Genomic DNA, 13,973 nt, shown 5'->3' on the forward strand with positions numbered 1-13,973 from the left:
TTGATTTTTTACGGTTATTTCAGATAAATCCAATATGAGAGGTTGTAATTATGGATGAAACATATTATCTGAGATTTCCTTCCGTTTTGAAAAAAGCATTGTTGAATCGTAAAGTTGTTTTTGATGCATTCTTGATTTGTCATTATGAACCGTTTTTTGCTTATCGGGCAATCGACCGGAAAAAAGATGATGGCACACCGATCAATCGAAAAGACTTCAGATCTTATGCCGAACTTCACGTCGATGGCGTTTTTAAAGGCCGGGTTCGGAAGAACATTTCTTTTTACGGATGTTCTTTATTTACAAATTTGAATGAGATGAAAGAAAAAATGAATTGCAAGCTCCCCGGTATTTCAGATTCTCAAAAGATTATTGCCGGATATGTTAAAGATTCAAACGGGCCGTGTGCTGTTAAAAATGAAAACAGTCATGTGGATTGGTGGTTGTTTGAGGGGTGTGATCCTTCTTCCGATTTTGAGGTGATGTCATGAAAGAAGTTTATTTTTCAGTTCCGGAGACCGGATCTCTTTATTTAGATGAAGTATTGGTTCAAATAGACGCCGTTGCGCTCTTGTTTACTTGCCGGGATGAACAAAACCGGCCGTATTTGTGCGTCTGTACGGATTCTTATGAACCGGGATACGTCGTTGTTTTGACGACGCCTGAAATTTTAATTCAAATGCTCAACAATGAAATTCCAATGTATGACGCCTTCTTGCAATCGCCGGACGGAATCGCTTTTAAAATTGAAGAGAAGGATTCGCTTGAAAATGATATTGTTGCATCCGTTTCAATTCATGATGTTTCGGAGAAAGACTTACCTCTGAGGAATGCTTTTTTTGAAATTCATACGAAAAGCATCACGGATTACATATTTCGATTGCAAGAAGGATTTGAAAACGAATCTTTAGACAAATCTGAAGGGACCCGATCCAATAAGCAGTTCGCTTTCGATGATCAAAATCATGTTAAGCCGGTAATTTATGAGACGAAATAAAAGATGTTTGTGCAAAAACTGTTTCAGAAACCGTCATTCCTAAAATGAATTTGTTCTTGAATGATTTGATTCAATAACATATCATTCCATTTTTCATATAATATTTTATAGTTGATATAATAAAGTATAAATAGGATATCCTCTTTTAATCATTTGTTATTATAAAAATCCAAAAATGACTCATAACAGAAAGGTATCTTCATGAAACTCATTCGTAAAGCGTCGTTTGTCCTCGCTCTCTTGTCGGTCTTATTGGTCCTGACCGCTTTAGCCTTGGCCGGCTGCGATTGTGAAAACGATGTTGAGTTGACCGAGTTCTCTGTCCAAAACGGCGGACAGAATGCTTCCGCCGAGAATTATTCTTATCTATACAAAAATGCCGGCGACAGTGCCGCCGGCAGTTACTACACAACGGATTGCGGATTTGAGAGCGCCTCCTTCTCAAATCCGACCGTTGAGAATCCCGTTCGCGCCGAAACGGTGTGGCACGAATGCGGTTTGTTTGGAGAATGCCGGAACCTGTTTTTATCTTGGATTGAATAACCGGAAAAACAGCTTTTTCATTCTTTGATTTTTTATTTTCTTTTCATTTTCTCTTTCTCTTCTTTTCTCATTTTTTCCTTTCATTTTTTCCTTTCTTCTTGCAAATCTTTTTATGGCTTTGCCGTTTATTTTTAAAGCATGGATCCGATGTTTGAAATCCGGAACGTTTCTTTTCAAAACACAATTTTTTATCCGGACATATCGATTTTTCCGAATCAAGTTACTTTTATTTCCGGCGAGAGCGGCAGCGGCAAAAGCACGCTTCTCCGGTTTTTAAACGGCACGATGACGCCGAATTCCGGTTCCGTTTTGTTCTTCGGAAATGACGTTGCGGTTATGGATCCGATCGATCTGCGCCGGCAAGTGTTGCTGGCCAACCAATCGGTTTTTTTGTTCGACGGCAGCATCCGGAACAATTTCGCTCAATTTTATTCTTTTTTGGACAAAAAGCCGCCGTCGTATGATGAGATTTCCCGCTTTCTCCGAATTTGCTGCCTGGATTTTCCGTTGGACAAGAATTGTTCTGTCTTGTCGGGTGGCGAACGCCACCGTGTTTTCATCGCCGTCTGCCTCTCTTTTTTGCCGAAAGTTCTTCTCATGGACGAACCAACATCGGATTTGGACGAACGAAACGCCGTTTGCCTGATCCGAAACGTGATTGCCTTTGCCAAAGAAAAAGGGATAACGCTTGTGATTGTGAGTCATGACGCCGAGATTGTCAAACAGTTTTCGGACTGGACGATTGTCATTGAAAAGTCGAATGAAAGCTGTGATGGTGCCGGCGCCCACGCCGGTTCCGGCGTGGACGCGGACGCGGTTTCGGATGCAAGTGATAATGGTGCGGACAATGATGTGGATAATGGTGCGGACAACAGTGCAGAAATCAAATCGGTTTCCGACAAAAAAGAGTATTCAGGCGGTGACTTCTGATGGACAACGTCGTTGTGCTCAACTTTTTCCAATTCGCACTCATTTACCTGCTGCTTTTGATTGTTCTGGCAATCATGAAACTTTCAAAAGCGGGACAATCGAAGCAGATCATTCTGGCGAGCATGACGATGACGGTTCAGTTGATTTTGGCCGGCCTCATTTTGTCTTACATTTTCAAAAACCCGAATCCGGTTTTCGTTGCCGTTTATGTCGCCGCCATGATTGCTTTTTCGATTTGGCGCGTTTTATCGAAGAATAAGGGTCTCAACAAACGCTTTAAAATCGCCGTTGCCGTTTCCATCGCCTTTTCCGGCCTTTTCGTGGTCGTTTATTTCGTCGGCATCGTTGTCGGCATCAGTCTTTTTAACCCGCAGTATGTGATTCCGATCAGCGGCATGGTTTTCGGAAACACGATGACGGGCGTCGGGCTTGCGCTCAAGACCTTTGACGAGAGTTTAAAATCGCAGCGCTTAAAGATGGACGTGCTTCTTAATTTGGGCGCGGCGCCGAAAAAGATTCTCCGGCCTTTCGCGAACAACGCGCTTGAAACGGCGCTTTTGCCGACGATTAACTCAATGTTCGGGATGGGGATTGTGTCGCTGCCGGGCATGATGACGGGACAAATTCTTGCGGGGACGGATCCTTTTGTGGCTATTTTGTATCAAATTGCCATCATGATTTCGATTTGTACAGCGGTTTGTTTGAGCGTTTATTTGTGCTTGGAGATGGGTTATCGGACTTTGTATAATAAGAAGGGGCAGTTTGAGTTTTGATTTTTTCAAATCTTAACTCAATAATAAATTATTAGAATTTTTAGATTCAGTTTCAGAATTTATAAAAATTAGCTTATTGAATGTAACCAGAAGAGTTCTAATGCTAATTATGGCAAAATCTGTTCTTGAAAATGATGTATTGACTAAATATTCTTCATCTGCTTCTAATATTTGTTTTATATTTTCAGAAATGATTGCTTCCATTTCTTCTTTGGAATATAAAACACTTAGAGATGAAATTGTTTTTATGAATTTTTCAGTTTTTTGAACATTTTCGGCATTCTCCCTATAATAACTGGGTATACTTTTAAGAAGTGGGGTCAGTGCTGTAAAAATCAAAGGTGAAAATATTTCAAAAGCTTGTGGAATCTTCTTGTAAATATGAGTTAAAAGTGAAGATATTGAAGAAATGAGTTTTTCTTTACTTAATTCTTCAAATTCTTTTGGAATAAAGGGCTCAATTTCTGAAAAAACAATTGATAATAATTCATTAATTAGTTCGTAATTTTTTACTAAAAAAAGTTTTATCTCACGTATTGAAAATTCAAATGATATAGAGGCATTATCTAGTTCTATAATTGGAATATTTCCATAACCTTCTTCCATTAAAGCCCAATGTGCACGTATCAGTAATCCTTCAAGAGTTGTGAAATTTTTATTTTTGACTACCTCTATATTTTTCTTATTTATACCAATTAATTCTTTTAACTCTTTTTTATATCTATTAAATTCATTATAATCAATTGTATGATTATGTGCAACTTGATTCCTTCCTTCTCTTACGTCTTCCAACATCATACTATCAAAGGATGAAAAATCGTTAATAAATAGTCTGTCCCATAAAGAATGTGGTCTGAATTTATTTAAACTACTTATGATTTCCTCCTTGCTCATAGTTTGCATATTAGAATCAGACAAATAATCCCATAATTCTTTATTTGTTTCTTCCTTATCAAACAAAAATTTATATAATTCTGTAATTGTAGATGCCTGCAATCCATATTCTATTTTATTGCTTGTTTTTACCTTAAATCGAGTTTGTTCTGGCCAGTTTGAACCATACGTTCTAATCACAACTAAATAGGCTAATTCTCGCAATGAATTTTCAAATGTTCCAAAAAGAGGAAATAAACGCTTACAATAATATTCCGAAGACTCATCTTTAGTTTTTACAATATAGTAATTTTTTCTATGGGAATTAGATGTAATAGCTTTATGAGCTTGGCTTAAAATTCTCGCATCCTTGTTTATTGGACCTTTTTTTGATTCAATCCAAAAGTAACATAAATTGTTTTTAGGGTCCAAAACTTCATCATAAGAAATATTGATTAATTCATTTCCATTTATTATTTCTAATTTTTTTCTGTATATCTTTGAACAGACATTTTTTAAAAAGTCTTCTGATGGTGATTTAATTTTTTCGTTTTTTGACATTATCAAATATTCTATTTTCATGTTTTTATCACCATTTTTAATATTACATGTTCCAATACTTTCTTTTTTTGTTTTTTAAATATTAAAATTTTTTCTTTTCCATTCAATAATATTTTTATAATTTCGGATACAATTGTTTTGAAATTATATTATTCTAAATACTTTTTATTGTTTGTATTCATTGTTGTTTTTATAATTGGTTTTGGTGTTTTGGGATGGAAAGTAATTTCAGCTTCTTGAAGGAAGATTTTCCGGCACTTGAAAAGCTCGGCAGCCTAGCGGAAAACTATCTTTATTCTGACCCGAATGCATGTCTTCTCAAGATGGGAATGTTTGCCGAATCTGTTGTGAATTATATTTTTGAAATTGAGGGGCTGAGTCTCCAAGAAGAACTTGAGAACACGGCAGCAAATAAAATTAAAAAACTGAATCAAGAGGGTTTGATTCCGAAAGAAATTGACAATATTCTGTACACTCTCAGAAAGAAAAGAAATCTGGCCATTCATGAAGGATATGATTCGCCGGATGACTGTTTCCCTTTACTTCAAATGACTTATAAGTTGGGTGTTTGGTTTTTCCAAACTTACGACAGTTTGGATTACAAACCGGTTGACTTTTTTACACCCCAGGACAACCGCGAATCTCAGGATTATGACGTCCTTTTGAAAGAAAATGAAAGATTGGCGACAGAACTTGAATCTCTTAAAAGTCCGGAATCCGTTGTTCAGGCAGCTGCTTCCGTTACGAAAGACGAACGCAGAAAACGTTCTTCAACAATTGCAAGCAACATGAAAATGTTGGAAGAGGAAACTCGTTATTTGATTGACGAGAAATTGAGGGCAGTTGGATGGGAAGCCGATACGGTCAACCTTCGTTTTGCAAATGGAACACGTCCGCAAAAGGGAAAAAATATTGCCATTGCGGAATGGCCGACAATTTCTAAAGACGGAACGCGAGGATATGTCGATTATGCTCTATTTGTTGGCCTGAAAATGATCGGCGTTGTCGAAGCCAAACGTACTTTCACGGATGTCTCTTCCGTTATTGATAATCAATGCCGGACTTATGCGATGTCAATGACTTTTGAAAACGACGATTCTCAAATGGGTATGTGGGGAGAATATCGTGTTCCTTTCGTTTTTGCGACAAACGGCCGTCCTTACTTGAAACAACTGGAAACGAAATCCGGTATTTGGTTCAGAGACGTCCGCCTGGACTCTAATATTCCGAAAGCATTGCATAATTGGATGAGTCCGGATGGAATGATGGAATTGTTTGAAAAGGATGTCGTCGAATCCAATAAAACACTTCAAGAAATGCCTTTTGATTTCCTGACAGATCATAATGGTCTCGGACTTCGTCCGTATCAACTTCGTGCGATAGAGGCGGCGGAAAATGCCGTCATTGACGGGAAACAAGGTGTTTTGATTTCAATGGCAACCGGTACCGGAAAGACACGAACGGTTTCCGGATTGATTTACCGTTTCCTTAAATCGGGTCGTTTCAATAGAGTTTTGTTTTTGGTGGACAGAAACGCTTTGGGTGAACAAGCTATTGACATGTTCAGCGATACGAAAATTGAAGATCTGATGACGCTGAATCAAATTTATGATATTAAAAAGTTGGATGACAAAGAGTTTGACAAAGAAACGAAAATTCATGTGGCGACGGTTCAAAGTCTTGTCAAACGCATTTTGTATAATGACGGCGAAACGGTTCCGGCTGTTACAGATTATGATTTAATTGTTGTTGATGAAGCACATCGCGGATACATTTTAGATCGGGAATTGGGGGACGACGAGTTTCTTTATCGCGATCAAAACGATTACATCAGCAAGTATCGTATGGTGATTGAATACTTCGATGCCGTCAAAGTTGCACTGACGGCAACGCCGGCTATTCATACGACTCAAATTTTCGGTAAGCCGGTTTTTACTTATTCATATCGTGAAGCAGTTATTGAAGGATATTTATCCGATCATAACCCGCCGCATCGTATCGTATCCAAGTTAAAGCTTGAAGGCATCAATTTCAAACCCGGTGAAACAGTTCCGATTTATAATCCGATCACAAATGAAATTCTCAACAGCGACGAGTTGGAAGACGAACTCAATTTTGAGATTGACAACTTCAACCGCCAGGTGATTACTGAGAATTTCAATCGTACAAATTTGGAGGAAATTGCCAAGGACTTAAATCCGGAAGGCGACGGCAAAACGCTCATTTATGCGGTTGACGACAATCATGCAGATCTGATTGTCCGGATTTTGAAGGAGATTTATGAACCAATGGGCGTTTCAAACGACGCCATTATGAAAATTACGGGCAGTATTGGCAACAAGAAAAATATTCTTGGAGCGGTCAAGCGTTTCAAAAATGAAAAATACCCGAATATTGCGGTTACCGTGGATTTGCTGACAACCGGCATTGATGTTCCTAAAATTACATCTCTTGTTTTTATGCGCCGCGTCAAATCCCGTATTTTGTTTGAACAAATGATGGGGCGAGCGACGCGCCTCTGTCCGGAAATTCAAAAAACGCACTTTGACATTTACGATCCTGTCGGTGTTTATGAATCTTTAGATAAAGTCAGTACAATGTTGCCGGTGGTGTCGAATGTTTCCACAACATTTGAAGACCTGCTTGACGGACTTTCAACTTTTGATTCCGATGCTCAAATTCAAAATCAGTTGGATATGATTGTTGCCAAAATGCAGCGTCAAAAACGCCGGATGAGTGATGAAGCGGAGGAAAGTTTTGAAGATTTGTCCGGGGGGTTGAGCGTTTCTCAATTCATTGAAGAAATCAGACATATGGCGCCGTCAAAAGCTAAAGATTATGTTCTTCAAAATCCTCAACTCTTTGACCTTTTCAATGAGAAAAGACCGCCGAGAATGCTTGTTATTTCTAACCAACCGGATGAAATTATCAGTCACGAACGCGGTTACGGCGTCGGCGTTCTCAAACCGGAAGATTATTTGAGCGAATTCAATCGTTTCATCAATGAAAACATGGACAAAATCGCAGGTTTGAACATCGTCTGTACACGCCCGAAAGAATTAACTCTTGAATCTCTGAAAAGTCTCCGAAATGAAATGGCCAGACAGGGTTTTACAGAGCAATATCTTAATATGGCTGTGAAAGAAATTAGAAATGTAGATGTTGCTGCAGATTTAATCACTTTTATTCGAAATGAAGCGCTTGGTGTTCCGTTGACAAGTCATGAAGAACGCGTCAAATTCGCAACGAACAAGGTTCGGGAAAAACACCACTTTAACAAAATGCAATCGGATTGGTTCAATCGGATTGAAATGGCTGTCATGAACGAATCTGTTGCTGACCCGGATATTTTTGAAAGGGGTGCTTTTAAAACAGGTGGCGGCTTTAACAAAATCAACCGGATTTTTGACAATCAATTGGAAAAAATCATGCAGGATTTGAATTATTATTTGTATGAATAAGGAATTTTCACTATGAACAATCAGGAAATCGTTGCCAAGCTTTGGAATTTATGTAATGTTCTTCGGGATGACGGTATTACTTATCATCAATACGTCACCGAATTGACTTACATTTTGTTTTTGAAAATGACCAAAGAAACAGGTCGTGAAGATTCCATTCCTAAAGAATACCGCTGGGACAATTTGGTGAATAAGCAAGGCGTTGACTTGAAACGGTTTTACAACGATCTTTTGAACCATTTGGGTGAAAACACAAAAGGTCGCATTAAGGAAATTTATTCCGGCGCCCGTTCCAACATTGACGAGCCGAAAAATCTTGAAAAACTGATTACAACCATTGATTCTTTGGATTGGTATTCTGCTAAAGAAGAAGGCCTCGGCAACCTCTATGAAGGTCTTTTGGAGAAAAATGCCGGCGAAAAGAAATCCGGTGCCGGTCAATACTTTACACCTCGTGTTTTGATTGATGTGATGGTTGAATTAACCGATCCAAAACCGGGAGAACTTTGTAATGACCCGGCTTGCGGGACTTTCGGTTTCATGATTGCAGCCGACCGTTATATCAAAGATAATAACAATCAACTTTTTGATCTTCCTATTACTCAGCAAGAGTTCCAAAAAGAGAAAGCATTTACAGGCTGTGAATTGGTTCATGACACGCACCGTTTGGCTCTCATGAACGCTATGCTTCACGATATTGAAGGAGAAATTCTTCTTGGCGATACGCTTTCCACAATGGGAAAAGATATGAATGGTTTTGATGTGGTTTTAACAAATCCGCCATTTGGAACCAAAAAAGGCGGAGAGCGTGCAACCCGTGACGACTTCACATATCCGACATCCAACAAGCAGCTCAATTTCCTTCAACACATTTACCGCAGTTTAAAACATGACGGAAAATCCCGCGCAGCCGTTGTTCTTCCGGACAACGTTCTTTTTGCCGACGGTGACGGTGAAAGCATTCGCGTTGACTTAATGGATAAATGCAATCTTCATACGATTCTCCGGCTTCCGACCGGTATATTTTATGCTCAAGGCGTCAAGACAAATGTTTTGTTTTTCACGCGTGGAAAATCCGACAAGGATAGCACCAAAACTGTTTGGATTTATGATCTGAGAACAAACATGCCTTCTTTTGGAAAAACAAACCCGTTAAACAAAGAGCATTTTGTTGATTTTATTAAAGCTTACACTGCCAAAGACCGTTCCAAAATCGAAGATGAACGCTTTTCCTGTTTTACAAGAGAACAAGTCAAAGCCAAAAACAATAGTCTTGATATCGGTTTAATTCGCGATGACAGCGTTTTGGATTATGATGATTTACAAGACCCGATTGAAAGTGGAGAAGAAATTATTGCTGATCTTGAAGAAGCTGTTGATTTGATTAAAAGCGTTGTTAAGGAACTGAAAAGTCTTGAAGGTGAGCGTTGATGGCAAAGCAGAACTTATCTGTAAATCAAATATTAGTTCCTGAAGATGAGCAACCATATAATATTCCAGAAAATTGGACTTGGGTGAGATTGGGTAATTTTGTTGAGATATTGAGTGGTTTTCCATTTGAATCAGATTCATTTTCTCCGGATCCAAGAATGGGTATTCCATTAATACGAATCCGGGATGTGGTCCGTGGATTTACTGAAACATATACGTCACAAAAATGTGATGACGTTTATATTATCAATTTTGGTGACATTTTAATTGGAATGGATGGAGATTTTAACGTTGCTACTTGGAAAAGTGAGAAAGCTTATCTTAATCAGCGGGTTTGTAAGATTAAATCGGCTAATTCTGCTCTAATTGATAGTTACTTCTTGTATTATTTACCAATGCCTTTATTAAAAATTCACTCTAGTACTCCGAGTGTTACTGTTAAACATTTATCTACAAAAACCATAAATTCTATACCTTTCCCTCTTCCTCCATTGGCTGAACAACAACGCATCGTCGAGAGAATTGAAACCCTTTTTGAAAAACTTGATCAAGCAAAGGAACTTGTTCAACACGCTTTAGACTCTTTTGAAAAGCGTAAGGCTGCCATTCTTCATAAGGCTTTTAAGGGGGAGTTGACGGCGAAGTGGCGTGAAGAAAATGATATATCGATAGATAATTGGAGCGTTCATACCCTCGGAGAAGTATGCACTATTAATCCTCCCAAAAGTGATGTAAGTAAATGTGTTGACGATTTAGATGTTTCTTTTATTCCAATGCCTGCTGTATCTGAAATTTCTGGAAAAATTGAAACTCCGCAAATTAAGCACTTGGGTGACGTTAAAAAAGGATATACAAATTTTTGTGAAGGCGATGTCATATTTGCAAAGATTACGCCGTGTATGGAGAATGGTAAATCTGCCATTGTAGGTCCATTGGTTAACAATATTGGATTCGGTTCTACAGAATTTTATGTCCTCAGATGTTCTCCAAAATTAAATAGCAGATATTTGCATTATATGGTTCGAAATCAAAAGTTTAGAGATGAAGCACAAGCTGATATGACCGGTGCAGTTGGTCAGCAGAGGGTTCCAAGAAGCTTCTTAGAGAACTATTCATTGTCACTTCCAGATATTTTTGAGCAACAAGAAATTGTCCATATTCTTGATGGAATTTTTGAAAAGGAAAACCATGCTTTTGAACTTTATGACATCATTGAAAAAATAGATTTGATAAAAAAATCAATTCTGGCAAAAGCTTTTCGAGGAAAGTTGGGGACAAATAATCCAAATGATGATCGAATCAATTATTAAAGGGGGATTTATTTTGACAGAAGATATATATAAATGGATTTCAAAAAAATATGGAACAGAACCATATGTAATAAGGGAAATATTGAAGGATGAAACTGTTTTTTCTTTTCTTATGATTTGGACAATTTTTGAGCAAAAACTTTTTGATGGGTCTTTTAAGAGAAGCAGCATTGAAACATTCATAGATCGTAGACTTCAACAAATTAATGTAGCTAATTTTGAATCTATAGTTGAACATTTTCATGAACGTTACCAAAATATTTCATTATATGCACATCTTAAGAAAGATGAATCTTACATTCCTGTTGATAGAATTATTTAGAAAAAGTATTGCGATTTAAATGAAAAAGAAAAAATGACTCTTTTGTTATACGTAATTTCTAGATATCGAAATAATATATTTCATGGAAATAAACCTTTTTTAGAATGGAATAATTATCGCCCTCAAATAAAATATTGTTTGAGTTCTATGACACTTCTTATAGATCAAATCAACATCGAGTCACAACAAGCTTAAATTATGGGGGATTGAATGTATATTTCTGAAGTAAATATTAAGGGATTTAGAAATTTTGAAAATACCACAATAAATCTTACAAATAAAACTCTTATTATTGGAGCAAATGATATTGGTAAAACAAATTTTATTTATGCTTTAAGAATTATTTTTGACAAAAGTTTGAATGAAAATGATTTAGAGTTATATGATACTGATTATAATGCTTATACAGAGGCTGATGAAATTGAAATTACGGTGTGTCTCTCTGGAATCGTGGAAGATTGTTTAAAAAGTCATTTCGGTGGAGACATTAAAGATGGTAAAACATATATTCGCTATAAAAATAATAAAAAGGGAAACTACCAAATTTATGGTGGATATGATATTAATTTATTGGAATTGAAACAGGGACGTAATTATTTAAAATGTATTTGTATTGAATATGTCGACACTAATCGAGATTTATACTCTTTTATTCGACGTGAACGTGCAAAACTTTTAGCAACATCCAAAGACAATTTAAATGATTCTGATTTTCTGAATGACCAAAATTCCATTGAAGATATACAGAAAGATTTGAATGAAATTAATGAAAAGGTAGACAATTTAAATTATATTAAAAATGCACTTTCAATAGTTAACGATGAGTTAAACAAACTTTCAGTACATAATGAAGATCAGAATATTAGTTTTGTTGCTGGAAAGAATGATGCAAAAAAAATGCTTGATAATTTAGATCTTGCATATTTATCTACCGATAAAAGCCCTCTACTTTTGGGCGGTGATGGACGGAATAATCAGATATTTTTAGCAACTTGGTCATCTAAGCAAAAGATGCAAAAATCTTCAGCTCAAGTTACTATATTCGCTATAGAAGAACCTGAAGCTCATCTTCATCCGCATCAACAACGTAAGTTATCAAAATATTTGCTAGACATTTTTGAAGAACAGGTATTAATTACGACTCATTCTCCGCACATTGCTTCAAATTTTCGGCCAGATAAAATTGTAAGAATATATGCAAAAAACAAGATTAGTTGCGTTGCTCAAGGTGGTTGTAGTAAAAATTTAGGAATGACCTTTGAAGATTTTGGATATCGATTAAATGCAATTACTTCCGAATTATTTTTCTGTAATGGTGTTTTTCTAGTCGAAGGTCCTTCTGAAAAAATGTTTTATACGGCTCTCTCTCAAAAAATAGGAATTGATATTGACAGATTTAATTTATCTATAATTTCGGTTGAAGGAATTAGTTTTAAACCTTACATCAAAGTTTGTAAAGCTTTAGATATTCCTTTTGTAATGAGGACAGATAATGATATTTATTTTAAAGACGGAACATCTAAGTTTTCTGGGCTTTCTAGGGCGGTTGGGATATACAATGAGTTAATCTCTTCGTCTCGTCAGGATCCAATTAGCCAGTATTGGATTGAAAATAAATCTGAAAATGAGTGGAATACGTCACAGATTCCACCCGAATCTTTGGAATTAAATAAAACGATGAGAGAAAAATTAAAAACATTTAATATTTTTTTATCAAATACAGATTTGGAATATGATCTTGTTGAATCAAAATTAAAATTGAGTTTATCAATACATTATAATGAAAAGGATAATAATTCCATCGTTAAAAGAATGCAAAAAAATAAAGCTGAAAACATGTTAGAATATCTTGAAAAACATTATGATACCCTCTATATTTTGAAAAATGATGATATTTTGTTGCCATTAAAAAAGTTAGTTTCTTTAATTGCACCGGAGGTGCATCCACTTGGTGTTAAAGCCAACCCCTGAACAAGAAAAAATTATCAATGAATCTGGTAATATTGTTGTTACGGCAAAACCTGGAAGTGGAAAAACTTTTACAATTATAGAAAAAATCAAAATTATTTCCGACTCATTGCTAAGTTATCAAGGAGTAATCGCAATATCTTTTACTCAGAAGTCAAGCTATGAACTTTCAATTCGTTCAAAAAGACGTGAAATTCCTAAGAAAAAATCTTTTTATGGAACAATTGATGGATTTTGTATTAATGAAATTATTCGACCATTTTCAAAGCATTTTACTAATCAAATAAACCTATTTGAAGTCAAAACTACTTTAAATGATTATCCAATATATAAAGAATTAAAATCTCTTGAAAATGTTAATGAAGAAGTTTCACAATCGAATATGGATTTGCTTTCTCAATCTTTAAAAGAAGGACATATATTTTTGGATATATGTGGAGAAACCGCTCTTTTTATTTTAAATAATGTTCCAGCATGTTTAGAATATCTTAAGTCTAGATACACACATATTTTCATAGATGAGTATCAAGATTGTGGTGAGGCCCAGGATGCGATTTTTAAAAAACTTGTCAATGCCGGAATCATTGGGGTAGCAGTTGGGGATTTAGATCAAGCTATTTATGCCTTTAGTAATCGTTATTCAAAGTTTCTCTCATCTTTAATGTCAAATCCTAATTTTAAACATTTTAAATTAACAGAAAATCGCAGATGTCATAAGTCAATTTCAGATTATTCTTTAGCGTTGATGGGTATTAGCATAGATTCAATTGATTACGATTATCGCATGTAGAATGTATATGTTAA

At 36.2% G+C, this 13,973-nt stretch carries 12 protein-coding genes; 11 read left to right on the plus strand and 1 reads right to left on the minus strand.

All coding sequences use genetic code 11. The features are described from left to right. Positions 1–50: 50 nt before the first annotated feature. The 5 genes from MsAg5_RS07220 (at position 51) to MsAg5_RS07240 (ending at position 3,243) form a co-directional block, all read left to right on the plus strand. Positions 51–491 (plus strand): hypothetical protein, encoded by a 441-nt coding sequence (locus MsAg5_RS07220; protein ID WP_338099954.1) that lies wholly within the window; start codon positions 51–53, stop codon positions 489–491. Then, positions 488–997: a hypothetical protein gene (locus tag MsAg5_RS07225; RefSeq protein WP_338099955.1), complete on the plus strand. Its 510-nt coding sequence runs from the start codon at positions 488–490 to the stop codon at positions 995–997. The genes MsAg5_RS07220 and MsAg5_RS07225 overlap by 4 nt, the downstream gene beginning before the upstream one ends. 201 nt (positions 998–1,198) lie before the next feature. Beyond that, positions 1,199–1,540, plus strand: coding sequence for a hypothetical protein (locus tag MsAg5_RS07230; RefSeq protein ID WP_338099956.1), 342 nt, complete (start codon positions 1,199–1,201; stop codon positions 1,538–1,540). A 138-nt stretch (positions 1,541–1,678) separates the two neighbouring features. Next, complete coding sequence (locus tag MsAg5_RS07235) at positions 1,679–2,470, plus strand: ABC transporter ATP-binding protein (protein WP_338099957.1); 792 nt, start codon at positions 1,679–1,681, stop codon at positions 2,468–2,470. Next, positions 2,470–3,243, plus strand: coding sequence for an ABC transporter permease (locus MsAg5_RS07240; protein ID WP_338099958.1), 774 nt, complete (start codon positions 2,470–2,472; stop codon positions 3,241–3,243). The genes MsAg5_RS07235 and MsAg5_RS07240 overlap by 1 nt, the downstream gene beginning before the upstream one ends. 12 nt (positions 3,244–3,255) lie before the next feature. On the opposite strand, the gene MsAg5_RS07245 is transcribed toward MsAg5_RS07240, so the two are convergent. Continuing rightward, positions 3,256–4,698 (minus strand): hypothetical protein, encoded by a 1,443-nt coding sequence (locus tag MsAg5_RS07245; RefSeq protein ID WP_338099959.1) that lies wholly within the window; start codon positions 4,696–4,698, stop codon positions 3,256–3,258. Between the two features lie 194 nt (positions 4,699–4,892). Here MsAg5_RS07245 and hsdR point away from each other — a divergent pair, with 194 nt between their 5' ends. The 6 genes from hsdR (at position 4,893) to MsAg5_RS07275 (ending at position 13,959) form a co-directional block, all read left to right on the plus strand. Continuing rightward, positions 4,893–8,138 (plus strand): type I restriction-modification system endonuclease, encoded by a 3,246-nt coding sequence (gene hsdR, locus MsAg5_RS07250; protein WP_338099961.1) that lies wholly within the window; start codon positions 4,893–4,895, stop codon positions 8,136–8,138. 12 nt (positions 8,139–8,150) lie between these two features. After that, positions 8,151–9,569, plus strand: a complete 1,419-nt coding sequence (locus MsAg5_RS07255; RefSeq protein ID WP_338099962.1) for a class I SAM-dependent DNA methyltransferase — start codon at positions 8,151–8,153, stop codon at positions 9,567–9,569. After that, positions 9,569–10,879 (plus strand): restriction endonuclease subunit S, encoded by a 1,311-nt coding sequence (locus MsAg5_RS07260; RefSeq protein ID WP_338099963.1) that lies wholly within the window; start codon positions 9,569–9,571, stop codon positions 10,877–10,879. Before MsAg5_RS07255 ends, MsAg5_RS07260 begins: the two co-directional genes overlap by 1 nt. A 13-nt stretch (positions 10,880–10,892) precedes the next feature. Further along, positions 10,893–11,201 carry a hypothetical protein gene (locus MsAg5_RS07265; protein ID WP_338099964.1) on the plus strand — a complete coding sequence of 103 codons (309 nt, stop codon included), beginning with the start codon at positions 10,893–10,895 and terminating at the stop codon, positions 11,199–11,201. Positions 11,202–11,411: 210 nt separating this feature from the next. Beyond that, positions 11,412–13,172, plus strand: a complete 1,761-nt coding sequence (locus MsAg5_RS07270) for an ATP-dependent nuclease (protein ID WP_338099965.1) — start codon at positions 11,412–11,414, stop codon at positions 13,170–13,172. Beyond that, a complete protein-coding gene (locus MsAg5_RS07275; protein ID WP_338099996.1) occupies positions 13,153–13,959 on the plus strand; it encodes a UvrD-helicase domain-containing protein in 807 nt (268 codons plus the stop codon). The genes MsAg5_RS07270 and MsAg5_RS07275 overlap by 20 nt, the downstream gene beginning before the upstream one ends. Positions 13,960–13,973: the final 14 nt, after the last annotated feature.

The organism is Methanolapillus africanus (genome assembly GCF_032714475.1).
In the GTDB taxonomy this organism is placed as follows: Archaea; Halobacteriota; Methanosarcinia; order Methanosarcinales; family Methanosarcinaceae; genus Methanolapillus; species Methanolapillus africanus.